Origin of the sequence: Acrocarpospora sp. B8E8, from assembly GCF_039871605.1 — a bacterium.
GTDB lineage: Bacteria > Actinomycetota > Actinomycetes > Streptosporangiales > Streptosporangiaceae > Acrocarpospora > Acrocarpospora macrocephala.
The window spans coordinates 51935-75463 of the sequence record NZ_JBDPLV010000024.1 but is presented as its reverse complement, the minus strand read 5'-3'; the positions used below and the strand labels follow the sequence as shown (position 1 = coordinate 75463).

At 67.3% G+C, this 23529-nt stretch carries 20 protein-coding genes and 1 pseudogene; 13 read left to right on the top strand and 8 right to left on the bottom strand.

Features of this window, described 5'->3' with window-relative positions; genetic code table 11:
- Positions 1 to 47: 47 nt before the first annotated feature.
- From ABGB08_RS23275 to ABGB08_RS23265, 3 genes are all read right to left on the bottom strand, one after another.
- On the bottom strand, positions 48 to 3206 hold the full coding sequence (locus ABGB08_RS23275) for a family 43 glycosylhydrolase (RefSeq protein ID WP_347593590.1): 3159 nt from the start codon (positions 3204 to 3206) through the stop codon (positions 48 to 50).
- A 70-nt stretch (positions 3207 to 3276) separates the two neighbouring features.
- A complete protein-coding gene (locus ABGB08_RS23270; protein WP_347593588.1) occupies positions 3277 to 8007 on the bottom strand; it encodes an Ig-like domain-containing protein in 4731 nt (1576 codons plus the stop codon).
- Positions 8008 to 8248: 241 nt separating this feature from the next.
- Positions 8249 to 8392, bottom strand: a complete 144-nt coding sequence (locus tag ABGB08_RS23265) for a hypothetical protein (protein WP_347593586.1) — start codon at positions 8390 to 8392, stop codon at positions 8249 to 8251.
- A gap of 630 nt (positions 8393 to 9022) precedes the next feature.
- Between ABGB08_RS23265 and ABGB08_RS23260 the strand changes: the two genes are divergently transcribed.
- Positions 9023 to 9640 (top strand): hypothetical protein, encoded by a 618-nt coding sequence (locus ABGB08_RS23260; RefSeq protein ID WP_347593584.1) that lies wholly within the window; start codon positions 9023 to 9025, stop codon positions 9638 to 9640.
- A gap of 1 nt (position 9641) precedes the next feature.
- On the opposite strand, the gene ABGB08_RS23255 is transcribed toward ABGB08_RS23260, so the two are convergent.
- Entirely contained in the window at positions 9642 to 10064 is a 423-nt protein-coding gene (locus tag ABGB08_RS23255; RefSeq protein ID WP_347593583.1) for a MarR family transcriptional regulator, read from the bottom strand.
- Between the two features lie 120 nt (positions 10065 to 10184).
- Between ABGB08_RS23255 and ABGB08_RS23250 the strand changes: the two genes are divergently transcribed.
- The 9 genes from ABGB08_RS23250 to ABGB08_RS23210 all read left to right on the top strand — a co-directional run bounded on the left by ABGB08_RS23250 (position 10185) and on the right by ABGB08_RS23210 (position 19797).
- Positions 10185 to 10604: an SPW repeat protein gene (locus tag ABGB08_RS23250; protein ID WP_347593581.1), complete on the top strand. Its 420-nt coding sequence runs from the start codon at positions 10185 to 10187 to the stop codon at positions 10602 to 10604.
- 78 nt (positions 10605 to 10682) lie between these two features.
- Positions 10683 to 10955 (top strand): patatin-like phospholipase family protein, encoded by a 273-nt coding sequence (locus ABGB08_RS23245; protein ID WP_347593579.1) that lies wholly within the window; start codon positions 10683 to 10685, stop codon positions 10953 to 10955.
- A gap of 22 nt (positions 10956 to 10977) precedes the next feature.
- Complete coding sequence (locus ABGB08_RS23240; RefSeq protein WP_347593577.1) at positions 10978 to 11415, top strand: DUF732 domain-containing protein; 438 nt, start codon at positions 10978 to 10980, stop codon at positions 11413 to 11415.
- Positions 11416 to 11587: 172 nt separating this feature from the next.
- Positions 11588 to 11890, top strand: a complete 303-nt coding sequence (locus tag ABGB08_RS23235; RefSeq protein WP_347593576.1) for a glyoxalase/bleomycin resistance/dioxygenase family protein — start codon at positions 11588 to 11590, stop codon at positions 11888 to 11890.
- A 309-nt stretch (positions 11891 to 12199) separates the two neighbouring features.
- Complete coding sequence (locus ABGB08_RS23230; protein WP_347593574.1) at positions 12200 to 12439, top strand: hypothetical protein; 240 nt, start codon at positions 12200 to 12202, stop codon at positions 12437 to 12439.
- 165 nt (positions 12440 to 12604) lie between these two features.
- Entirely contained in the window at positions 12605 to 13969 is a 1365-nt protein-coding gene (locus ABGB08_RS23225; protein WP_347593572.1) for an ankyrin repeat domain-containing protein, read from the top strand.
- 453 nt (positions 13970 to 14422) lie between these two features.
- Positions 14423 to 15844 (top strand): ATP-binding protein, encoded by a 1422-nt coding sequence (locus tag ABGB08_RS23220; protein WP_347593570.1) that lies wholly within the window; start codon positions 14423 to 14425, stop codon positions 15842 to 15844.
- Positions 15845 to 16261: 417 nt separating this feature from the next.
- Positions 16262 to 17908: a DEAD/DEAH box helicase gene (locus ABGB08_RS23215; protein WP_347593569.1), complete on the top strand. Its 1647-nt coding sequence runs from the start codon at positions 16262 to 16264 to the stop codon at positions 17906 to 17908.
- Positions 17909 to 17925: 17 nt separating this feature from the next.
- Positions 17926 to 19797 (top strand): hypothetical protein, encoded by a 1872-nt coding sequence (locus ABGB08_RS23210; protein ID WP_347593567.1) that lies wholly within the window; start codon positions 17926 to 17928, stop codon positions 19795 to 19797.
- A 103-nt stretch (positions 19798 to 19900) separates the two neighbouring features.
- Here ABGB08_RS23210 and ABGB08_RS23205 read toward each other — a convergent pair whose 3' ends face one another.
- Positions 19901 to 20287: a type II toxin-antitoxin system VapC family toxin gene (locus ABGB08_RS23205; protein ID WP_347593565.1), complete on the bottom strand. Its 387-nt coding sequence runs from the start codon at positions 20285 to 20287 to the stop codon at positions 19901 to 19903.
- Entirely contained in the window at positions 20284 to 20550 is a 267-nt protein-coding gene (locus tag ABGB08_RS23200) for a type II toxin-antitoxin system prevent-host-death family antitoxin (protein ID WP_347593564.1), read from the bottom strand. The genes ABGB08_RS23205 and ABGB08_RS23200 overlap by 4 nt, the downstream gene beginning before the upstream one ends.
- 140 nt (positions 20551 to 20690) lie before the next feature.
- Between ABGB08_RS23200 and ABGB08_RS23195 the strand changes: the two genes are divergently transcribed.
- Entirely contained in the window at positions 20691 to 20903 is a 213-nt protein-coding gene (locus ABGB08_RS23195; protein WP_347593562.1) for a hypothetical protein, read from the top strand.
- Between the two features lie 415 nt (positions 20904 to 21318).
- Here the strand turns inward: ABGB08_RS23195 and ABGB08_RS23190 are convergent, their stop codons facing one another.
- A complete protein-coding gene (locus ABGB08_RS23190) occupies positions 21319 to 21987 on the bottom strand; it encodes a hypothetical protein (protein ID WP_347593561.1) in 669 nt (222 codons plus the stop codon).
- A 138-nt stretch (positions 21988 to 22125) separates the two neighbouring features.
- Between ABGB08_RS23190 and ABGB08_RS23185 the strand changes: the two genes are divergently transcribed.
- Together ABGB08_RS23185 and ABGB08_RS23180 are read left to right on the top strand one after the other, a co-directional pair.
- Positions 22126 to 22686: a hypothetical protein gene (locus ABGB08_RS23185; protein WP_347593559.1), complete on the top strand. Its 561-nt coding sequence runs from the start codon at positions 22126 to 22128 to the stop codon at positions 22684 to 22686.
- Between the two features lie 110 nt (positions 22687 to 22796).
- Positions 22797 to 23000 (top strand): hypothetical protein, encoded by a 204-nt coding sequence (locus tag ABGB08_RS23180; protein WP_347593557.1) that lies wholly within the window; start codon positions 22797 to 22799, stop codon positions 22998 to 23000.
- Positions 23001 to 23059: 59 nt separating this feature from the next.
- Here ABGB08_RS23180 and ABGB08_RS23175 read toward each other — a convergent pair.
- Positions 23060 to 23512 (bottom strand): annotated as a pseudogene (locus ABGB08_RS23175) (transposase); the annotation flags it as partial.
- Positions 23513 to 23529 lie beyond the last annotated feature (17 nt).

The following is a 23529-nucleotide window of genomic DNA, read 5'->3' as shown; positions in this document are numbered from 1 at the left end:
ATGCTCCATTTTGCGTGATTGCTGGTGATGAGGATAGAGATGGGGGGTCAGGTGCAGGTGATGGAGGAGTGTTCTGCGGGGTAGACGGAGGTCGTCTCCTCGCCGTCCACGGTCCCGGTGGCGCGCACGGTGACCGAGCCCGCCGCGATCGAGGCCGCCCGGGTGGTGAACGACTGGTAGGCGTTGGCGCCCGGCGCGACATTCGGGAAGGATCGCTCGCCGTACGCGGTCTCCACGGTGATGCTCGCCGCCGCCTCGTGGTCGTTGCGCGCCTGCACGCCTACATACGCCTTGCCGGCGATGCACCGCGGCGTGACCGTGACCGTGACGGGGATCTCGGCCGGCTCGGTGCCCGGTTCGTCGGCGAAGACCCGCCATTCCGTGATCGCGACCGCGGAGAAGGTGGTGCCGTTGCCGTTGGCCCGGACCGTGGCCCGCACCCGGGGCGTGGTGATCGGGTCGAAGGTGACGGTGTTGAACGCGGTCGTGCTCGTGCCGTACGCGGATGCGCCGGGCACGTCACGCCAGGCCGAGGTGGCCTCGTCCCAGTACTGGAGCACCCACCCGTCGGGCTGGGCGACGCCGTCGCCGGTGCCTTGGTTGGAGTCCCGCCAGAACTTCAGCTCCGACGAGATGATCCGCACGGGGCGGGACCACTCGTACTGGACCCACTGGGTCGCCGGGCGGGTGCCGGACCAGGTGCCCCAGATCTGCGCCTGGCTCGGGTTGGCCGGGTCGGCGTTGTCGTTCAGGGCGGTGACGCTGTTCCAGCCCGCCGTGTAGGAGGCGGTCGGGGTCGCGATCGGCGCGATGTTGCCGGTGAGCGGCCCGGACAGGTCCGCCGGGATGACGACCGTCTTGGCGGTCTCCAGGTTTCCGGCCACGTCGAGCGCCCGGAACGACACGGTGTGCTTGTTGGCGTCGGGTGCCGTGATGAAGCCGCCGGTGGAGGGGGTCCACGGGCCGGTGCCGATGGCGTACTCGATGCCGGCGACCCCGGAGGCGGCGTCGGCCGCGAGCACCTTGACCGTCCGGTTGGCGGTGTTCAGGGTGCCCACGCTGACCGGCGCCGTGGCGTCGATGCGTACGGCGAGGTTCGCGGGCGCCGAGACGTTGCCCGCGCGGTCGGTCGCGGTGGCCGTGACGGTGTGCTGGCCGTCGCCGGTGACGTTGACGTCGGCCTGCCGGGTGTCCGTGGTGACGACCGGCTGGCCGTTGTCCACCCGCGACTCGATGGTCAGCCGGCCGCCACGGTCGTCGGCGCCGGTGACGCGGACCCGCACCGCGGAGCGGAACCAGCCCGCGCTGCCCGCGCTGCCGCTGGGCGTGAGCGCCAGCGTCGGCGCCGTATGGTCGCCCTCGGTGTCGCCGGGCGAGATGACCTTGACCTGTGCGGAGACGCGGCCGGCGGCGTAGCCGAGCACGGTGCCCTGGATCGTGAACGTGCCGGGCTCGGCGACCTGTTCCGGCGTCACCGGGTCCCAGAAGACCGGCACCCGCAGCGTTTCGCCGCCGAACGGCACGTCGACGGTGCCGGGCAGCTCCCGCTCGCCCACTTCGACCGTCAGCGCCGGTGGCGTGACGGACTCCGGCTGCGCGGCGAGGATCTTCCACTCCTCGACCGCCACCGCCGAGTAGGTGCTGCCGTTGGTCGACGCGTCGAACACCGCGCGGACCTGCGTGGTGGTCACCGCGTCGAACGTGGTGTTCTGGAAGCCCTGCGTGCTGGTCGGGTAGCCGCTCGGGCTCGGCGCGTCGGCCCACTGCGCGGTGCCGAGGTTCCAGTACTGGATCTTCCAGCGGGCGGGTGCGGCCACGCCCACGCCGCTGCCCTGCGGCTGGTCGTTCCAGAACTCGATCTGGGAACCGGAGATCCGCATCGGCTGGTCCCAGGTGTACTGCACCCACTGCTGCGGCGGGTTGCTGCCGGTCCAGGTGCCCCACATGTCCGGCGGCAGCGGGTTGGACCGGACGATCTCGTCGTTGAGCGCCTTCACCCAGTACTGCGTGGGCACGGGCTCGTTGGAGACGGCGACCTTCGCCTCCTGCGCGATGTTCGGCCGGGGCGTGAGATCACGTCCCTTGACGGGCGTCGGCGTGACGAGCTTCAGCCGCGGCGGGGTCTGCGTGTCGTCCCACTCGACCGGGTCGATCGCCACCGAACGGCGGAAGTGGCCGCCGCCCACGGCGTCCGCGGTGTGGTACGCGATGTACCACTTGCCGTTGAACTCCAGGATGCCCGGGTGACTCGTCGTCGAGGAGACCGGCCGGAGCATGGTGCCCCGGTAGGTCCATGGCCCCTCGGGCGACGCGGCCGTCGCGTAGGCGATGCAGGCGTGGTAGTTCGCCGGGGTGCACGCCGAGGTCGGGCCGGCGTTGTTCCCGGCGTACGCCATGTAGTAGGTGCTGCTGCGCTTGAAGATCCAGGCCGCCTCGAAGAAGCCGGTCAGGCCGGTGACGGAGCGCTGAGTGCCGACCGGGGTCTTCATGTCCTGCTGGAGTTCCAGCATCCGCAGGTTGCTGAACGAGCCCCAGTAGATGTACACCCGCTGGTTCGGCGCCGTGCCGTCGACGAGGATCGTCGGGTCGATGTTGTGGATGGTGTTGGCCGTGGGCACCCGCTGGGAGATGATCGGCCCGCCCGCGTGGTCGGTCCACGGGCCGGTCGGGCTGTTCGAGACGGCCACGCCGATCGCGAACTTGTCGGACGCCGGACTGTCCCGCTCGTTGATCGGTACGTACCAGTAGTAGCGCCCGTCCACGCCGCGGACCACCTGGCCGGCGTACGCGCGTCCTGGCGTCGCCCAGGCGAAGACCTGTTCCGGGCGCATCAGCGAGGGGTAGTGGGTCCACTCTCCCGCTTGGACATCCGCGGTGCGGAAGGCGCCCCACTCGTTCATGATGAAGTCGTTCGTGGACGGTCCGGCCTGGTCGTGGCCGGTGTAGATGTAGAGCTCGTCGCGGCCGCTCTCGTTGCCGGGGGCGCCGACCGGCACGACGACCGGCGCCGGGTCCGCCGAGTAGTAGCTGCCGTCGCCCAGGATGGGGTTGCGGGTGTTGGTGAAGGTGACGGAGTCGGCGGCGTAGGCCGGAACGGGAACCCCGATCAGGGAGCCGGCCAGGAGAAGGGCGACCGCCGCCGGGACGGTCCTGCGTAACCGGCGCGTCAGCCGGGGGTGGGGGGGTGCTGAGACGGCGTTCTTCACGGTGGTGCGTTCCTTACACTCAGCGGGTGTTGGTGGCGGTGCCGCAGGGGCGCCGCCACCAAGGGGGGTGCTAGCCGCAGTTGAGCGCGCCGTACGGCACTGCCACCGGTACGGTGACCGGCGTGCCGTCGACGGTTCCGGTGACCTTCACCGTCGCGGTGCCGGCCTGGATCGACTTGGCGCGGGTGTTGAACGCCTGGTAGGCGAACTTCCCGGGCGCGACGTTGGCCACGGTCCGCGACCCGTACGGCGTGATCAGCTCGATGGTGAGCGGCACGTCGTCGTCGTTGCGGACGTTGAGGGTCACGTAGGCGTTCGTGCCGGTGCACTGGGTGCGCGCCTGCACGTCCGTCTCCCAGATCGGGCCGCCCTCGCCCACGGTGAGCGTCAGCGTGGTCCGGATGGTGCCGGCCTCGCTGACGTAGTCGGGCAGGATCAGGTCGCCGATGACGGTGTAGGTGCCGTCGGTGTTGACGATCTCCGGGTTGAACCGCCAGTTCACCCCGATGGCCTGGTTGTCCCTGGATCCGTCGTTGTAGGAGACCTCTACCTTGCTGGGCAGGTAAGGCAGCTCGCCCACCTCGACGTGCTGCTGGAACGACTCGGCGCCCTGGATCGAGATGCCGCCCTGGGACATCTCAGGCCGCACGTAGACGCGGGCCTCGGCGATCAGGCCGTAGGCGTCGTTGGTGCCGTAGACCACGAACGGGTCGACGTTGGGCTCAGCGACCTGGTCCGGCGTGATCTCCTGCCACTTGAACCCGACGGTGCCGCGGGCGCCGCTGGCGTAGACCGCGTCCAGCGTGGCCGGCAGGGTGGGCACCATGCCCACGCCGGTGCGGATGAGCACCGGCGAGCGCACCGTGGCGACGGTCTCGCCGTTGGCGCGCCAGCGCAGCACGCCCGTGCCGGCGCCGCCGGTCATGAGGCCCCAGATGCGGATGCGCATCCGGCTGGTCGTCACCGGTTCGAAGGTGAAGCGGTTGTAGGTGTTGGTGGCCAGACCGTCGGCGTATGTCGATCCGTTCAGGGTCACCGGAGTCCAGGTGGTCCCGTCCGTGGAGGTCTCGATGGCGTAGGTCGTGGCCGTGGGGCGGCGGGTGCCGCCGTTGTCGTCGTACCAGTAGATGTCGGTCGAGGAGAGCCGCACCGGCGAGGTCCACTGGTACTGGATCCACGCCTCGGTCGCGGGGCTGGTGCCGTTGCGCGGCTGGCCCCAGTTGCCCCAGCCGGTTCCGGCGCCCGGGTTCGAGCTGCTCGGGGTGGTGGCCTCGTTGACCCGCGCGTGGTTCTCCCACGACGCGGTGCCGCTGGTGGTGATCGTCGCGGTGGAGCCGAACTCCGCGACGACGTCCTTCTTGGCGAGGGTCGCCGACACGGTCGCCGTCGACCGCTTCTCGCCGTCGTCGGCGAAGAACCGGAACACGTAGTCACCGGCGACGGTGCCGGTCACCCGGGTCGACAGCGCCTTCGAGTCGGCGAAGATGACGCCCGCGCCCTGCGGCGCGGAGACGGTCTCCCAGCCGAAGGTGAGCTCGTCGTCGTACGGGATGCCGTCGTCGGACGCCGTGCCGACCAGCCTGGTGGACAGGTTGCCGTCCGCCGAGCCGTCGCGCGTGGCGGTGACGGTGGGCGCCTGGTTGGAGACGTCCGGCACGTCACGCCCCGAGTTGAACACCTGGATCTCGGAGATCGCGGTGTAGAAGGTCGGGTTGTTGGTGAAGACGATGCGTACCTTGTCCGCCGTCACGGTGTCGAAGAGCGCCTCGTTGAACTTCGCCGACGGGACGGACGGGTTCTTGAACTGGCCCGGCACTTCCTTCCATCCGCCGCTGCCGTCGGGCACCTGGACCCACCAGCGCGCGGGCTCGCGGTAACCGCCGGCCTGGCGGTCGCTGACGAAGAACACCTTCGCGTTGTCGAAGGACTTGGCCGACCCCAGATCGAGCTCGACGTAGCCGTTCTTGTCGGTCGTGCCGTAGTTGCCCCAGTAGGGCTCGTTGGCGGTGACGCCGTCGGTCACCGCCGCCAGCGACACGGGCTGCTCGGTCTCCTTGATGGAGCCGGGCGTGTAGTTCATCGAGGTGGTGCTGAAGCCGGGCGTGTGGAACTGCCGCCACGGCGCCGGCCGGGTGCCCTGCTGGGTGTGGGACGAGGCGAGGGTGGCGCCCTTCGCCAGGTTCGCCGCGTCCTCGGTGAGGTCGATTCCGGCCGTCTTGAGGTAGCTGACGACGCGGTCGTCCTCGATCGGGGTGTTCACCGCGGTCGGGAAGTCGCCCCCGGCCGCCGCGGTGAAGGTGACGGTCACGCCGTCCTCGGCCTGGACCTGGTTGGTCTTCGGGTCGTAGGTGAGCTTGCCGAGCCGGTCGGCGCTGGCCTTCCGCTCGCCGTTCAGGAACAGGCTGTAGCCCGCGCCCAGACCGTACTTGGTGCCGTCGGGGTCCCAGACGATGGTGACGTCCTGCCCGTGGTACCGCAGGTTGTTGACCATGAAGTGGTCGTAGCCGAACTTGATCGGCCACAGTTCGATCTTGTCGTCGGAGCGCGGCTGGATGCCCGCCATGTCCTCGACGAAGATGTAGTTCATGTTGCCGAGCATCACGTGGTTCGGGTTGTTGCGGTTGTAGGTCTTGGTGGTCGCGTTCCAGTTGGAGTAGTACTCGGACTGGTTCGGGACCCGCATGTCCGCGTTCGGGTAGATGCTCCAGGCCATCCAGTCAAGCAGCCGCTTGGCGTAGGCCGGGGTGATGTACTTCTGCTGCGGGTCGTAGTGGCGCAGCGCCGACCGCACGGCGCGGTACTGCACGGTGAAGTTGATGTTGGAGAAGTTGTTGGAACCGCCGACCCCGTAGGCCGTCCGGTCGTACTGGTTGGCGGTGTAGAACGGGAAGATCGGGAAGTTGTCGCCGTAGGTCAGGAACCGGTAGCCGTCGACGTAGTTCTGCCACTGGTCGTACGGGATGAGGTTCTCGGCGTAGACGTCGTAGAGGTTCGACTCCTTGGCCGGGATCAGGCCGCGGGCCGCCGGAGGCAGCGGGTTGGCCTTGCCGTTGGAGCTGGCCCCGCTGGTGGCGCCGTGCGACGTGGCGGCCAGGAACATCCGCATGTCGGGGCTCCACAGCCGGTTCAGAATCGCGTCGCGGATGCCGTCGGCGCTGGCCGCCATCTGGTCGACCTTGGCCTGGCCGGCGCCGGAGATCTGGTACAGCTGCCGGGCGGCGTCGAAGGCGCCCCACACGTACGCCGACTCGGGACGCTCGATCGTGCGCGCGCCGGGCGCACCGGCGCCGGTCTTCGGGAAGCCGAAGGAGATGGCGTCCGCGTCGTTGCCCGGCATGTAGTTGGTGTCGTAGGCGATGAGCTTGTCGTTGTTGCCGTCGTAGTGCTGGAGCTGGCCGACGCCGTCGCCCTCGAAGAAGCGGGCGAACTTCTCGGCGACCTCCTTGCCGCCGCCGTGCACGTTGTAGGCCTCAAGACCGGCCGTGCCGATGTACTGCGAGTAGTGGTTGTTCCAGCTCGTGTGACCGGGGCTGTCGAGAAAGGCCGAGGAGCCGGACAGTTCGCCGATGTTGAGGATCTGGCCGTACGGCAGATAGGGCGTGCGCAGCCACTTGGTGTCCTGCAGGTGCATCGGCTGGGTCAGCGCCACGGCGTTCTGGTAGAGGTTCACTCCCTCGATCGTCGTGGGGTACTGGTAGACGTGACCGGTCGCGTTGGCGTCGAGGGTGTTGTAACGCTCCCCCCACCAGCGGTAGACGATGGCCTTCTCGAGCGCGGGGTCGGGGACGTTGATGTACGGCACGTCCTGCGCCCACTGGCGGTTGAACGCGGTGATGCCGGTGCGCACCGCCACGGCCGGCGCCAGCTCGGCGTACTCGTGGTAGCTCTCCACCGTCTTCGGCAGCGTGGCCGAGGAGACCGCGCCGACCACGGAGAGCGAGACCGTGCCACCGGCGGGCACGGTGACCTCGCGGTCCAGGTTGCTGCCGGTGCGGGTGAAGCCGGCACCGGTGAGGTCGGTCCTGACCGTGTTCCACGGGGTGTCGATGAGCCCGTTGTTGGAACCGCTGGTGATGACGCGGGTGCCGGTGAGCTCGGCCGCGCCGGCTCCCGCCTGGGTGGCCAGCGGCGAGGCGGCCCGGACCGTGAAGGTCGCCGCCGACGCGCCGGGGTTGGCGAAGTCGATGGCGGTGACCGCGACGTTGTCGTAGGTGATGAACTTCGTCAGATCGGCGGTGACGCCGGTGGTGCCGATCGTGTACTGGCTCTTGGCGTGGCTCGGCGCGTTGAACCGGTTCGCGTTCACCTCGGTCACGGTCTGCCCGGGCACGGTGACGGTGTACAGGTTGCCGAGGTTGTTGGGACCGCCGACGAAGGTGCTGCCGGCGAAACCCATGACGGTGAAGTTGTTGTTACTCGCGCCGCGCATGTAGAGGGAGCGGCCCCGAGTCATCAGCACGGTCGACCCGAGCGCTCCGCGAACGCCCAGCACGCGGTCGAGATAGTAGTCCGTGCCGCCGGCGGCCAGGTCCTTCTCGAAGATGGACTGGTGCAGGTTCGCCGCGGTGTACGGCACGCCGGGCTTGAGCTGGTTGGCGACGTCGCCGACGTTGGCGTAGACCGGGTCGCCGATGTCCATGACGTGGCTCTGCCCGTTGGTGTAGACCCCCACGTCGCCCTCGTTGCCGGGCAGAATCGGGCCGTCGGCGTGAGCGGCGGGTGGCAGGCCGATCACCCCTCCCGCCACGAGCGCGGCGAGAGCCGCCCACGTGGGAGCCCTCCTTAAGCGTCTGGTGATCATTTGCTCCTCCTGGTACCGGTGGGGGTGAATGTCGGGCTCATGCCGGCACACGCACGGGGGCGTGCCGAGGGTCGGAAACGGCTCGTGGTTGGTTGGCGGCGCCGCGGCGCGGGCGGCGCTGTCGTGGGTGACTCAGCTGATCGGGAGCCAGGCGGATGACCCGCGGTTGGCAGGCGGGTGGCCGGCTTGCGTGGACACGGGGTTCGTCGATGTGGATACGGGGTTAGTCGACGACGGGCGGTCAGACCCGCGGTGAATCCGCACCCCGGAGCCGCCGGGGGAATCCGTGGTGGCCAGGCAGGCGGGCGGCACCCGGTCCTGCGGCGGGTTGGCGTAGAAGCGGCACCATCGTGACGACCGTGTGGACCAGCGCACGTGGCTTCATGACCCTCTCCTTCCGATATCCCCCCGACGCATGCCCGAAATCACCTAAAAGGTTTTCGAAACATAGAAGAAGCCTGTGACGCTGTCAATGGTGGACTGGCCGGTAGGCCGAGCGTCGGCCACTTCACAGCATCCTGAAAAGGTTTTCGACAGGGGATGACCAGGCGGTTCCGTGGCAGCGACCAGGCGGCCGCCGGGATCAACGAGGCGGCCAGGGGGCGGGAGCTCCGGCCTGCGCGCCCCGGCAAGACCGGACATCCCCCCATTCTGGGACACCAGGGTCGCAAAGGTATATCAGTGACGTAATGACATGGATTATGTGTCGCTCTGATCACACATCTTGTGTTATGTCACATGTGATCACTACGAATAGGACCGGACTACTACGTGGAGGTCCCCTTGCGCTTACCCATCGCCCTCGCCGTCTCGGCGTGGCCGTCACGCCCTAATCAGCACACGTGGCCGGATTACCAGTGCCTAGAAGAGGCGCGTGACACGACGTGACATGACGTGGAACAGCGCGAGCACTGCTGGTGTGTGGTGCCTGTGAAGATTCTGCGCACTTCGTTGATCACGTTGGTCGTACGGCGCTAGCGTTCGTCTTCCGATCACGCGGAGGCGGGAGAGAACCATGATCATGGAACTGGTGCTCACGGGTGCGCTGGCGGTGGGGGCGCCGGTGGCCCCGCTGACGCAGGCGGAGATGAAGCGGACCCTGCTGGCCGACAAGGATCTCGGCAAGGGCGTGGCCATCTTGCCGATGGACCTGGATGGAGCGTTCCTGTCCGCGTTCAGGGTGGACGAGGCGCGCTGCATGGATGCGCTGAAGGCGTACGACAGCGTGTTCGGCGGGCAGCGGCCCTCGGCCTGGATCATCGGCAAGGTCAACGGGTTACATCAGGTGTTCACGGGTGGTCCGGCGACGATCAGGCAGCTCAAGACCGCCGCGTCGAAGGTCGCCACCGCCTGTGACGGGCAGGTGGGCTTCCGGCGGCAGAGCGAGTTCAAGAAGAAGAAGGTCGCCAACCTCGGCGACGCCACCTACGCCTTCGAGGTGACCTTCGACAGCGCTCGGTTCCCGGGGGCCGATATGAACACCTATGTGTCGGAGTTCGTCGTCGTCGCGTACAAGAGCTCGGTCGTCGTCTACCAGGGCCTGACCGACACGAAGTCGACGTGGCCGACGACGGTGAAGACCGCCAAGAAGGCCGTCGCCAAGGTCAAGAAGGTGTACGCCCGGCGCGGCTGAGTCACGGCGCCTCCGGCACGGCCAACGCGTTGATCAGAGGAGCCAGCCGCCGGAGTTCTTCCAGATGAGTGGCGCTGAGCAGGGCCAGCTTGCCCTTGCCGGCGCTGGTGAGCTTCAGGCGTACGACGCGGCGATCCTTGCCTTCCCCGCGGTTGCGGGCGACGAGACCGAGCTGCTCGACCCGATCGATCAGCTGCACGGTGCTGTGATGCCGGGTGCACAGGTAGTCGGCGAGTTCTCCGATGGTGGGCCCGCGCGAGTCGTCGTGGCCGCGGATCGCCAGCAGCAGCTGGTGCTGGGTGGCCGTCAGCCCCACCTCGGCCGCCCGCTCCTCACTCCACCGAAGGAAGCGGCGCACCCCCACCCGGACCGCGAGCAAGCTCGCATACTGCCGGTCGTCGAGAGCGGTGGACGGTGGCATCATGGGCACATATCTCCTTATATGATATTATCACAACATGATATATGAGCAGGGCGGCCTGTGGGCCGCGTTGCTCAAAGAGCCACACGTACGCACACTGCGTTCGAGAAGGTGGTGAAAGACATGGCTGGTCAGTCCATGAAGATGCACCCCGACATCCAGGAACTGCGGGCGAAGTACGAGCTCGCCGCGGAGACGCCGACCGCCAAGGCGGTCGCCGGCCTCACCTTCCTGACCGGGCTCTACCTCGCGATCTCGCCCTTCGTGGTCGGGTTCAACAGCTTCCCGACCCTGACCGGGAACAACCTGATCGTCGGGATCGCCCTAGCGCTGCTGGCCCTCGGGTTCGCCTCGGCCTACGGCCGGACTCACGGCCTCACCTGGGTCGCACCGCTGATCGGCATCTGGACGATCATCGCTCCCTGGGTCATCAGCGCCGACGTCGCCAACACGGCGACCATCTGGAACAACGTGGCGACCGGCACGGTCGCCCTGCTCCTCGGGCTGGGCGCGATGTTCCTTGGGGGAAGCCGGGCTAGGTGACTCGGGGCGACGCCTCTTTCCCAGGCGGAAGCCGACAGCCCGGTTTCCGCCTGGGCCGGATCTCCCGGAGGTACGGCGATGAAAGCGTTCGTCCTATGGGGCGCGGGCAGCCTGGGCGCCGCTCAGGTGGGGGTTCGGGCCGACCTCGTCGTCGGCGCGTCGATCGGGGCGCTCAACGCGGCACACTACGCGACTCACCCGAGCCCCGCGGGCGTCGAGGAGTTGGCGGGCCTGTGGCTGTCGGTGGGTCGTCACGACGTCTACCCCTCAGCCTGGGCGAGGTGGCACAGGTCTCAGCTAGTGACCGCACCCTTGTCGAGCAACATCACCAATTCACCAGAGAAGGGTTGATCTTTCGGCATATTGTTCCCCAATGCATTCTCCACAGCAGAAGCAGCCGGGATGGTCGCGGACCTCGGCCGGCCGACGGGCGACGGTGCTGGTGGCGGGCCTGGCAGTGCTGACCGCGCTGCTGGCCGGGGCCTGCGGCGAGGACGGCCCGGCCACCGCGGCCCAGGCCCTTCCGACCCTGCCCAGCAACCTGCCGACGGCCGTGCCCACTGCCGAAGGCAACGGCTCGACGCCGACGGACCAGCAACGCAAGGACTTTCTGTTCTCCCTGGCCGTCGCCGCACCATGGCTGCTGGACGAGGACCTGGCGATGTCGGCGGCGAACAAGACCTGCCAGGACATCAAGCAGGGCGTCTCAGACGCCGACACGGTCGCGAAAGCCCAGAAGTACTTCACCGACGTGGACGCCGGCCAGGCCCAGAAGATCGTCGACGCGGTCCGGGTCTGGTGCAAGCCGTGACCAGGTCTCCGCTGGTGACTCCACCATAATCTCGCCCCAACGGTGATTTACGGGCGCGCGACTGGTGGCGGTTTCGATCGCGGAGCAGGCGCTACGGCTGCGGGCGGAGGTCGAGGCGGTCGAGGCGGTCGAGGCGGTCGAGGTCGAGACGCCCGCATAGAGGAACCCCGGCGTGATCCATACCAATCTGATCGTCATCTACACCGACCGGCTCGACGCCTGCCACGCCTTCTACACCGGCCTCGGCCTGGACTTCAACAGGGAGCAGCACGGCCGCGGCCCCGAGCACTATGCCGCCACGCTCGGACCGATTGTCCTTGAGCTGTACCCCACGGGCACGGGCCAGCCGACCGGCCGTCTGCGTCTCGGACTCACCATCCCCACGACCTTCGGCCCCGCGCTCCCACCCGGCCAGCACACCCTGACTGACCCCGATGGTCGCACCGTAGCCGTCACCATCACCGAGGAACTGTAGGTACTGGCCGACCCCGCCAGGACCTCAGTAGCTGATCAGCAAATCTGCCGAGGCGATCAGGCCGGATCACCAGACGCGGGAGGGGCCCCGGGTCGGCTTCCCCTCCGCCCGAGGCCGCGATCAGCTTAGCGACATCCGAACGCATGGTCGAGAATTGTCGGATATTTCAGGCCGATTCGCTGGCGGCGCGCCATAGTACGCCCTTCCCGCCGATCCATCCGCCAAGCACAGTCTTCCAGGACACCCCTCCCCAATTGATGATGAACTGGCACAATCAGGACACCTGCCCCCGCCAGAGGTGACTCCCAGATGACCAGCCCTAAGCCGCACCGTCCCACGACTGCCCAGCGCGCGGTTCTGCTCCGGATCCGCGATGAGGTCGTACGCCACAACCCTCTCTCGCCGCGGCGGTCGGGCATCTCCGCCGCAACCTTGGCCGTCCTCTTCAAGGCCGGGTGGATCGAGCACGACGACGCCGACGTGGACCGGGAGAACGGCCGGCGGCTGATCCTCACCAACGCGGGCCGGGGTGCCCTGGAAGCTTCCTAGCGGTTGCCTTCACGCAGAGCCGATCACTACTCTGAAAGGAGCGTGCGAGGGCGCTGCCAGTCCGCGGGCAGGGATTTTCCCACCTCGAGCAGCACGTCAACGCACTGGACAAGACCAACCTCTTTCCGGCCGGGCAAGCGGACCTCGGCGACGAAGGAGGTTGCGATGCCCGATCGTCATTTCGAGTTGCCGGCCCATCCGAACCTGGAGTACTACCGCAAGCAGGCCAAGCACCTGCGTCACGCGTACGCGGCGGGCGATGCGGCAGCCGAAGCCCGGGTCGCCGGCGTGCTGAGCGATCGAGCCGCCGAGCGGTTCCTGCTCAGCGACGCCCAGTTCGTGCTCGCTCAGGAACACGGATTCCGGACCTGGGCCGAGTTTCGGGCCCACGTCGAAAGCCGCGGCACCACCGAAGAACGGCCGGTCTCCCGCCTCATGGGAATCAGGCCGGGCATCTACGCCTCGATGGCCGACGCCCTCCTCGTCGAGTTGCGCCGTGACGATCCCGGCGCGCTGCAGCGGTTGCGGGCCTACGTGCCCCGGCACGCCACCGCGACCTCCGCCGCGACCGCCGAGCTTCGCGACGCGGGGCTGATCATCGCGCGGGAGCTCGGCTTCCCGACCTGGCAGGAGCTCGTGTCGTTCACCGAGAAATCCCGGCGCGATCTCGGCGAACGCCGGGAGAAGCGGCGGCGGCTGCACCGCGAGGCCGAAGCCCTGCTGGCCGGCGACACCGATCGGCTGGCCGGTCTGACCGCCGAGCAGGCCGGCACCCTGCTGCATATGCTCGCGGGCCCCGAGACGATCCCCGGTGTCCGGCTCGAGAAGGAGCTCGGCGTGCCACGCGCCGCAGTCGATGTCCTGCTCGGCAAGGCCACCAACCTGGATCTCCCGCTCACCTGGGCTGCCCGCTTCAACCGGGTCGAGTACGTGCGCCTGCTGCTCGACGCCGGCGCCGACCCTGGCGTCCGGAAATGGGGCGTCACCCCGCTGGAGAACGCCATCTACCACGACAACACGGAGGTCGTCGACCTGCTCGCCGAGCACGGAATCGTCCCGCAGGCGCTCTGGACGTATGCCGCCTGCGGCCGGCTGGATCTGGTGCGGGCCTGTTTCGACGCGGACGGCAGCCTCCGGCCGGACGCCGCGTCGGCGCGCCCCGACCTCGCCGACACCGGCGCAGGCTTTCCGTCCCGGCTGCCGCCGACCGATGACCCGGAGGAGATCGTGGGAGAGGCGTTCGTCCATGCCTGCCAGCACGGCCGGATCGAGGTCGTGCGCTGGTTCCTCGACCGCGGCGTCCATCCCGACGTCGCGCCCTACCTCGGGCGGACCGGCCTGCACTGGGCGATCCCGGGCGGTCGTCTCCACGTGATCCGCCTGCTCCTGGAGCGCGGTGCCGACCCATCCATCCGCGACGATCTCCTCCAAGTCGACGCCGACGGCTGGCTGCACATAACCTTCGCCGCTCGCCCGCACGATCCCGTGGGTCGGCAGCTCCACGATCTGATCGAGTCTCGATCGCGCTGAGTTACTCCTGCGGGTCCGGGCTGCCCAAGGTCGCGATCAACCCGTACGTCGACTTCGACTTCACCGACTCCAAGGCCGGCGTCTGTGCGGCCACTCTCCACCACGGAGTCTGCCGGATGGCTTACTCCCAGTACTCATTAGGACCCAGGATGAAAATAGAGGCATACGGCGATATCGCGTGCCCGTGGTGCCGCCTCGGCACGCACCAGTTCCACCGCGCGGTGGCAGCGGTGGAGGAGAGCAGCCCGGCCAGGCTCAAGCCGGCCACGGTGCCCACGACCGTTCGCGGCGCTGGGCTCGGGAGCCGGGCATCACAGGGTGATCCAGTGGGACCAGAAGCGGATGCCGATCAGGGCGACGACGCGGAAGATGTTCGGTGGATTGATCAAAGAGGAAGATGGTATCGATAGCGATAGGATCTCTATCGATACTATCGCCTACGGGGGTGTACCTATGCGCCGTTTCATCGGGCGGGAGCGGGAGCTGAACATGCTCCGTAACGCCTTCCAAGCAGTTCACGATGCCGCCGGGTCGGCCAAACCAGGTCAATGCATCCTCATGCGGGGAAGGCGGCGGGTCGGCAAGTCGAGCCTCGTCGAGGAGTTCCTCCGGCGCGCTGAGACACCGAATCTCTTCTTCACCGCGGCGGGTGGCACGGCGGAGGACGAACTGACGGAGCTGCTCGACGCCGTAGCCAGATCCACGCTGCCGGAGCGAGAGCTGTTCTCGGAGGAGACCCCCGAGCAGTGGAATGCGGCATTCAGGCTGCTTGCGGAGATCCTGCCCGATGACAGCCCGAGCGTGGTCGTCATCGATGAGGTTCCGTATCTCATGGACCGCATCGACGCCTTCGAGGGCATGCTCCAGCGGGCATGGGACCGCCTGCTGAGCCGCAAGCCAGTACTTCTCCTCCTGGTCGGATCCGACCTGTCGATGATGGAGGCGCTGAACAGCTACAACCGCCCCTTCCATCAGCGGGGCCGGGAAATGGTCGTGGGGCCGCTGAACCCCGCTGACATCTGCGAAATGCTCGGACTTCCACCGGCGGCCGCCTTCGACGCCGCCCTGATCACGGGCGGTCTCCCGCTCATCTGCGCGGAGTGGCAGGCAGGAACGGACGTCTGGGAGTTCCTCCGCGACTCGCTGGACAACCCCATCTCGGCGTTGCTGGTCTCCGCTGAGCGCTCACTGGCCGCGGAGTTTCCACCGCAGGCGATGAGCAGGGAAGTCCTGCGGGCCATCGGAGCTGGGGAGCGCACCTTCACCAACATCGCGCGCGCCGCCGGCGGCATCGCCCACACCACTCTCACCCGAGCCACGGATGTCCTGACCGAGAAACGGGTGGTGGCAGCCGAACTGCCACTCTCACTGCGGCCGTCGAAGGAGCGCCGCTACCGAGTGGCCGATCCTTACCTGCGGTTCTGGCTCGCGTTCCTCGATCCGCACATGGCGGAGATCGAGCGGATGCGGGGAGATCTCACGCTGAGCCGGATCAAGGAGCAGTGGACAAGCTGGCGGGGCCGCGCGATCGAGCCCCTCGTCCGAGAATCCCTCGCCCGTCTCCTGCCGGACGGGCTCCTGCCCGCCACCCCCGCAATCGGCGGGTACTGGACCCGTAGCAACGACGTCGAAATCGACTTGGTGGGCGCCGACCGGCAACCGGTGGCCAAGCAGCTGCTCTTCCTCGGCTCGATCAAGTGGCTGGAGAACTCCGCGTTCGACAGCCACGACCTGGCCGCGCTGCAGAAGCACCGGGCGGCGATCACCGACGAGCCGGTACCGCTCGTGGCGGTCTCCCGCAACGGAACCAGCTGTTCCGGGCTCCAGGCGGCGTACGGCCCCGAGGAACTGCTCAGCGCCTGGCGCAGCGCGTGAGGAGGGGCCGGGCTCCTGGGGTTGCAGTTCCGATTGCATTCACCTCCGTCCGGCGCGTCCCCCGTGCTCCCGGTACGGCCGACGTTCACGCGACCCGTACCAACAGATCCGGACGCAGTCAGAACGTACGTCCTGCACCCCGGAGCGGCCGCCTCCCGATTCCCCGCGCCAATGTGCTGCTGACGGTGGCGGAAGGGCGGAAGGGCCAATTCTCGTGCCGCGTCGTACCGCGCGGTGACAGCCCGTGCCGGGGTTGCCGATCCCGGGCGACCACCCAAACCGTGTGTTCCTCCCCCGTATACCAGTCAGGAGCCTCCGTCGATAGGGACAAGGATTTTGACGCAACGGCGGCGCGGTGGTCGGCTGCAGGACGTTAGAGTTGACGCCATCCATTACTTGATCGCCATGGAAGCGTACATGTCCCCTCCCCTCTACCGGTCGCTGCTCGACCGCTTGCGTCAGCCCGTCGATCTGGATCGTGCCGCGCTGGTCGATGAGGCAGCCGAGGTCTGGAACCGGCCTGGGTTCGACACGTTCGTTTCCCTTCCCCGCCTTACCTTCGAACCGTTCGATTACCAGCTCGCCGCCGCGCAGACCGTCGTGAGGCGAATGCGCGGCCGGGCCATCCTTGCCGATGAGGTGGGGCTGGGAAAGACCATTGAGGCGGGATTGGTCCTGTCGGAGCTGCGGGTCAGAGGGCTGGCAGCCAAGGCTCTGGTGATTACTCCCGCGGGACTGGTCGGGCAGTGGGGCGAGGAGTTGGGGCGGAAGTTCGCCCTGCCCACCACCGTCGCCACGGGCAAGGGCTGGGAAGGCGACGGATCCGTGGTGCTGGCCTCCCTCGCGGCGGCGCGGCGCGACCCGCTCAAGAGCCTCCTCACCGCTCAAACCTGGGACATCGTGATCATTGATGAGGCTCACCGGGTGCGCGGGCCACGCAGCGCCTCGGGCAAGCTGGCCCGACAGTTGCGTGGACGCTACTACCTGCTGCTCACCGCCACCCCAGTGGAGAACAAGCTCCAGGATCTCTATGAACTGATCAGCATCGTCTCTCCCGGCCTGCTCGGCACGGCTGCGCAGTTCAAGGCTCGGCACGGCGCAGGCACCGACACTCCGCGACAGGCCGCCGAACTTCGAGCGCGGACCCGCGAGGTCATGGTCCGGCATCGGCGAAGCGAGGTCTCCGTGCTGCTACCGCAGCGCCTGGCCGAGACCGTCCTGATCACCCCGGCCCAGGAGGAGTCCTCCTTCTACGCCGACCTGCTTGCCAGGATCCGCGCCGAGGCTGCGGGCGCCCCACATGGCAAACTTTTCTCGCTCCGGGCCCTGGCCAAGCTCGCCGGTTCCAGCCCGGCGGCCGCCGCGCCCACTCTGGCCAAGCTCGGCTGGGCAGAGCTGGCCGGCCGTGCGGGAGCCGTACATCATCATGAGAAGACTGCGGAGTTGCTCCGCAGGCTCGCACCGTTCGTTGAGCGAGGTGAGAAGGTTCTGGTGTTCACCGCCTACCGCCAGACCCTGGACACCGTGGCCAAAGCGCTCTCTGACGCCGGCATTCCGGCCGGTGTCTACCACGGCAGTTTGGGGCGGCACGAGAAAGACGCCACGATCGCCGCCTTCGCGGGCGATGTTCCGGTGCTGCTGTCCACGGAGTCTGCGGGCGAGGGCCGCAACCTCCAGTTCTGCCACGTTATGATCAACATGGACCTGCCTTGGAATCCGATGCAGATCGAGCAACGGCTGGGCCGGTTGCACCGGGTCGGGCAGACCCATGACGTGCTCCTGACCAACCTTGTCACGCGGGCCACAGTGGAGCAGCGAATCCTCCGCATCCTGGAAGCGAAGATCAATATGTTCGAGCTGGTCATCGGGGAGCTCGACATGATCCTTGGCCGCGTTGAGGAGGACTTCGACTTCGAAACCTCGGTCTTCGACGCGCTGATCTCCTCCTCAGGCGAGGAGGAGTTCGGCCAGAAGCTGGACATGCTCGGCGAGGAGATGGCGCGCGCACGAACCGACTACCTGTCAGGGCGGGGCGCGATCGACGCCCTGGTCGGTGACGATTGAGAGGCCGGCAGCACGGCATGGATTCCGGACTGCGTTTCTGGTTGCGCTACATTGCCGCAGAAGGCGGGCTCACCGAAGCGATCCCCGACGGGCACCTCGTGCTCCTTACCGAGAAGCTCGCCGGGGAGTTCGACCTCCCCGCCGAGCTGACGGTCACCTCCGATCCGGAGGCGGCCCACGAGGATCATCTGACCTTCGTGGCAACCGGGCACCAGGCGCCCACCCACGCCGCCGATCTCGTGCTATCCGCCGGTGACGCAGGGGTCATGGCGCTCACCCCGCCCGCTTCCCGCCCACCGGCCGCGCACCTGCTTCTGGAGAAGGCCCGCGACCAGTTCCCCGTCGATCACGGCCGCATCGACGCGGTCTCCGACCCGGCGCCCGCGTTCCGCCCGTTGCTCCGGGTCGGCGTATTGATCAACTATGAGCTCTCGGCCGACGACCACTTCGCTGAACGGGCCGAGCACTGGATCGATGTGCCATCCCGGTTGCCCGCACCCGCTGAGTGGGCCGCCAAGCTGGTACGGCTGACGCCAGAAGAACCCCGGGTCGCTCCCCTATCCGACGCGGAGGTGGAGGAGGCCCTTGACGAGGCGCACCGCAATCTTGAGTCGATCGCGCTCGCCCGGCGGGCAAACCTGGCCGGGCAGATGGGCCCGGCGCTCGCCGCGGAGCAGAAGCGCGCCGAAACCTACTACGCCGACCAGATCACCTCGATCGAGAAGCGCCTGCGCAACGCCGCGCAGGACCGAACCGAAGTCCTGCGCGCTCGACTGGCCGCCACCGGAGAGGAGCGGGAACGCAGACTCAGCGAGATCGCCGAGAAATACCAGGCCAGGCATGAGATCCGCCCCTTCCGCCTGAACCTGGTCCACGTGCCCGCGCTACGCCTGGCCGTCGATGTGCTCCGCGGTTCCCGCCGCTACCCGCTGACACTCGACTACCTCACCCCGCTCGGTGTCTTCGCCCCACTTCGCTGCCCGAGTTGCGGGAGTCGCGCACCGCTGGTGGCCTCGAAGGTCAAGCTGGGCTGTGAGTCGTGCCTGTCGAAGCCCGCACAACCCGTCCCCGCGACCGCTCCAGCCCCGGCTCCGAGTCCAGCCCCGGTCAAGCCCGTCACGACGAAGGCCACTGCGGCGAAGCCGCAGAGATCGCCCACGGTGGTGCCGCCGAAGGTCAAGAAGCAGATCGTGTCGAGGTCCGGCGAACAACTCGCAGAGACCTTCTGGATGTCGACGCGGGGAGGCGGTGCCGACACAGCAGACCTCTGCCTGCCCTGCAGCCCCGCCGCGACCATGGTCAGGTTGTACGGCCCCGCGGGTCCTCCGCTGTTGCTCGGGATCCCGAGCCAGCACCGGGTAGAGCAGATCAAGGCCGCCAAGGCCGCGTCACAACCCGACCGGCCGGAGGCGGTAACCGGACACGTCCAGGCGAGCGCCTACCTCTATCGCTATCAGCTCACCTGGGTTCACCACGAGGGCAAGCCTCTGGTCGAGGAGATCTTACCCAACCCGTTCGAGGGGCGATTCAACCCGCATTGGACGCTCCTGCAGCAGCTGAGCCGTCGGCTGGACGTCCCCGTCCCTCCACGTCGGCTCGACCCGGTGGAGAGAGCCGTCTGGGCGAGCACGCTGCCGGCACGCGGGCTGTTCGTCACACTCCGCGTGCTCACCGCGTGGCGCCGGCTCGACGACCAGGCGGCGATTCTCCATTCCCATCAGCCCAAGGCCGTCGCCGCCGCACTCGACCGTATGATTGGCTATCGCGCTGGGAGCGGTGGCAAGTACTACGACGTCGCCAATCTGCACGACGTGGCCGAGAGCGCCATGCGCGCCGCCGACAAACCACTGGCAGCCCGGCTGAAGCTCTCGGCCACCCGCCTTTGGTGAGCTCTGTCCTCAAGGGCATCATCTCTGCTGCCTTGCGTCGCGATTGGAATCCCCTCGAACCGTAGAGGCTTCCGCTAACACTGGTAGTCGGAGGCGGTCGCTCCTATGCCTTCAGCAACCGGACATCCGGATACGTATGGATATTGCCGTCGCGGGTGAGGAGCTGTAAATCCTCCACCCGCGCCTGAGCGATGAGCGCCCGGTCGAAAGGGTCATTATGCAGAAGTGGCAGATCTCCCGCGACGATGGCATGCTCGGCCGTGAACGGCAGAAGCTCCAATTCGCAGCCGCTCATCCGCTCGGCGAGATCCGCAGGCCCCAGCTTGCCAAGCTTCACCTTGATGGCCACCTCCCACACCGACATGGCGCTGAGATACACCTCGGTCTCTGTGTCGATCAGCTCCTTCAGGTGGACCGGCAGCTCCGGAGAATCCCCCAGCCACCAGATTGCGACGTGTGTGTCCAGCAGCAGTCGCTGCCGCCCCCTCACGGCAGGATCCCAAAGTCTGCGGCGATCGAAGCATTCGTCTCTGCCGAATCCCAATCGGGCGCCGCGACGATCACACTCTTCAGCGAGCCGCGTCCCTGGCGGCGCACGGCTGCGGGTGGCTCATGCGGCACAATGTCGGCCACAGGAACTCCGTTCCGCATGACGGTGATCCGCTCGCCGGTGCGCTGCACCCGCTCCACGATGCGCGACAACTGCGTCTTGGCGGCGTGAATGTTGTACTCGTGGTCCTTGGTGACAGGCATGGGCTCTCCTCCCGCTTGCAGGACTTAGTCTAACTTAGTCCATCCTGCTCAAGTCGCTCGCGGACGTGCTTCTTGATGCGCTCGTCCTCGATCTCGGTGAACCCCGATGTCAACGCCGCGTAGTCGGCGATCAGCTGCTCGTGAACCTTCCGGCAACCGGTGGCCAAGCAGCTACTTGGCTGGAGAACTCCGCGTTCGACAGCCACGACCTGGCCGCGCTGCAGAAGCACCGGGCGGCGATCACCGACGAGCCGGTACCGCTCGTGGCGGTCTCCCGCAACGGAACCAGCTGTTCCGGGCTCCAGGCGGCGTACGGCCCCGAGGAACTACTCAGCGCCTGGCGCAGCGCGTGAGGAGGGGCCGGGCTCCTGGGGTTGCAGTTCCGATTGCATTCACCTCCGTCCGGCGCGTCCCCCGTGCTCCCGGTACGGCCGACGTTCACGCGACCCGTACCAACACCGTGGTGGTAGACCAGTCCGGCAACCGGACCTGGTAGGTCGGCGTCGGCTCGGTCGTCCGCCTGCTGCTTCGCGGCTTTACGTTGATCCCTGCCCCGCTGTACCGCGGTGATGATCCAGCCCACCACGGCGACGAGCAACGCGACGATGACGGCGGCGGCCGTCCCCCAGCCTCGAAGCACCTGCGAGGTGCTCTCCACCGGGGGTAGCGGCGGCGGGGTTGCCGTCATGGTCACCGTCTCGGTGGCAGTGGCTGTGACGGTCGGGACCGATGGTATAGGCGAACTCATGCAGGGCATTCTGCCGCCCTTCACATCACGGAATCAGGCCGACCATCCAGCTCAACCTGTTCGCCCGAGGCGGCCTCGGGCTTGAGTTCCTCGGCCAAAGACCGAAACAAACGGTCGGCCCTTTCCTGGTCACTTGGAGCAAGCTGCCCGGGGTCATTGCTGTAGGCGAGGTATATCCCCGGGTCGGTGACATTCTCTAGGTGAAGGGTGAAGGTCAGAAGGGGCATCCAGCCGTCATGGTGGCCCAGCTTCGCCTCGATCTCGACGCGCTGCTCCTTCGGCTCGAATGCGAACTCGCCGAAGGGCGTGCCGAAGTCGGCGATAAGCTCCAATGCCTTGCGTCCCTCGACGGCAAAGACGGCCGGGAGGTCCTTGTAGTCGCCCTTGCCTGGATCGAACCGGCTGCGGGTGTTTCGCCAGGGGAGCGGAAGCACCGTGCCAGGCTCGTCCAGGAAGCGCATGCGCAGGTCCTGTACCACGATGGGCTTGGCCCCGGTGTTGAAGAGAATCAGGGGGATACGGATCGCCAGGTTCTTCTTGAAGGAGCCGGCGAAGGTGTGGGGCTCGAACGCCTGCAGCCTTCCCTGACGGGCATGCAGCCACCAGAACGACCCAATCGTGAAGGCCAGGGCGAGCAGTGAGATGAAAGCCGCGGAAGTCATCCACGCGATCTCTATCGAGGGTGTCACCCGAGAAGCATGGCAGCATCCGCGCGCATCTGCGCGGACCGGCTATAACCGGGACTATGTTCTTATCGATCTTGACCACATGCTCAGAAGTCAGGCCAAAGCCGCTCGCAACCACTGGCACTTCGGAACAATTAGCGCGTGAAGACTGATCTCCCGCCGCGACCACTCCGCGCCATCATCGGCGCGGTGCTGATGGCGCCTCTACTCGTCGCCATGTATGTCCTCCTGACGATACCAATAGCCGAGGAACCGGTACAACTTCTACCACGCTGGGCACAGTGGTACTACCTGGGTGGCATCACCCTTGTCGTCGCTATTTGGCTCGCCTTCCTCCTCTATCGTCGCGACACAGAGGCCTATCGTCGGGCACTTGAGCAGGTTGGGCGAAACCCGAGTGATCGAATTCAAGATCGTATCGATGCGGTCCACCGCTCGTTCAGCGAAGCGGCCACGCTTATGGATCAGCTCCGCCGCGACGTCGAAGCCCAACAAGCCGCACGCGAAGCCCTCATCGCCCAGGCCGAAGAGCAGCAGCTGTTCCTCGCTGTCGACCAGGAGCAGGCCGAGCGTATCCGGCAGATTCTCGTCGGGGAGACGAAGAAGACTATCCTGGCCGAACGCCGTCGCGAGTACACGTTCCTCCTGGCCGGCCTGCTCGCATCGATCCCGATCGGCTTCTTCGTCAACTGGTTCTCGTGAGCGGACGAACAGGCAGGGAGCCGATCAACTGACGACTGACGAAGTTGGAGCCACAAGATCTGAGTTCTGCTCGCCTATGGCGTACCGCCCCCCGTGAGAGTCTGGCCACCATGCCTTTCTCCGCCAAACAGTTTGAACTGGACAGCGAATTCGAGCGCTATGTCCTGGATGCGGTAGCGCCAGGAGTGCCGCCCTTCAACGGGCATCATGCTCTTGACTGGCGCAGCGGACGTTTCCAGCAGCACGCTCAAGTCACCCCAGGAACGATCAACGTACGCGTCCACGTCGGCGGCAGGCCCACGCCGTCGACATGACGCCGCTCGTATTCAGCGCGGCCTGGAAAGTCCTGGACTTAGAGCCTGCTAGCAATGGCTTAAGCGGCTGTTGGTGTCGGCCCGTATAGGGCGGGGCCGATCTTGTTGATGTGGCCCTGGTGGGACCATTGGGAGAGTTGGACGCGGAAGCTGTTGATGTTGTCGATGTCGAGGATGGCGGCCAGTTCGGTGCCTTTCCAGGCGCACCAGGGCTGGGCAGCGAGGAGCTCCAGGACCTTGCCGCGCCGGTCCGGGCTGGTCAGGGTGGGTAGCGGGGGTGGGTCGTTCCATCGACCCGGGGGCGGTTCGCCGGCGAGTTCGCGGGTCAGGCGGCGGGTCATCTGGTGGACGGTGGCCCACCAGATCATCGCCTCGTGGTGTGCGGGGTTGCGTTCGTAGCAGCGCACGAGGCGGCGGTGGCGCATCAGCCAGCCGAAACTCCGCTCGACCACCCACCGGCGCGGCAGGACGGCCAAGCCCTTGACGGCATCGGTGCGTTTGACGATCTCCACGGCCAGGCCGAGGACCC

Excerpts from the sequence above, each read along its gene's own strand:
- ABGB08_RS23225 (WP_347593572.1), top strand. The coding sequence starts at position 12,605 with ATGCCCGATCGTCATTTCGAGTTGCCGGCCCATCCGAACCTGGAGTAC.
- ABGB08_RS23220 (WP_347593570.1), top strand. The coding sequence starts at position 14,423 with ATGCGCCGTTTCATCGGGCGGGAGCGGGAGCTGAACATGCTCCGTAAC.
- ABGB08_RS23260 (WP_347593584.1), top strand. The coding sequence starts at position 9,023 with ATGATCATGGAACTGGTGCTCACGGGTGCGCTGGCGGTGGGGGCGCCG.
- ABGB08_RS23255 (WP_347593583.1), bottom strand. The coding sequence starts at position 10,064 with ATGATGCCACCGTCCACCGCTCTCGACGACCGGCAGTATGCGAGCTTG.
- ABGB08_RS23270 (WP_347593588.1), bottom strand. The coding sequence starts at position 8,007 with ATGATCACCAGACGCTTAAGGAGGGCTCCCACGTGGGCGGCTCTCGCC.
- ABGB08_RS23230 (WP_347593574.1), top strand. The coding sequence starts at position 12,200 with ATGACCAGCCCTAAGCCGCACCGTCCCACGACTGCCCAGCGCGCGGTT.
- ABGB08_RS23200 (WP_347593564.1), bottom strand. The coding sequence starts at position 20,550 with ATGCCTGTCACCAAGGACCACGAGTACAACATTCACGCCGCCAAGACG.
- ABGB08_RS23210 (WP_347593567.1), top strand. The coding sequence starts at position 17,926 with ATGGATTCCGGACTGCGTTTCTGGTTGCGCTACATTGCCGCAGAAGGC.
- ABGB08_RS23215 (WP_347593569.1), top strand. The coding sequence starts at position 16,262 with ATGTCCCCTCCCCTCTACCGGTCGCTGCTCGACCGCTTGCGTCAGCCC.
- ABGB08_RS23250 (WP_347593581.1), top strand. The coding sequence starts at position 10,185 with ATGGCTGGTCAGTCCATGAAGATGCACCCCGACATCCAGGAACTGCGG.
- ABGB08_RS23180 (WP_347593557.1), top strand. The coding sequence starts at position 22,797 with ATGCCTTTCTCCGCCAAACAGTTTGAACTGGACAGCGAATTCGAGCGC.
- ABGB08_RS23240 (WP_347593577.1), top strand. The coding sequence starts at position 10,978 with ATGCATTCTCCACAGCAGAAGCAGCCGGGATGGTCGCGGACCTCGGCC.
- ABGB08_RS23245 (WP_347593579.1), top strand. The coding sequence starts at position 10,683 with ATGAAAGCGTTCGTCCTATGGGGCGCGGGCAGCCTGGGCGCCGCTCAG.
- ABGB08_RS23265 (WP_347593586.1), bottom strand. The coding sequence starts at position 8,392 with ATGAAGCCACGTGCGCTGGTCCACACGGTCGTCACGATGGTGCCGCTT.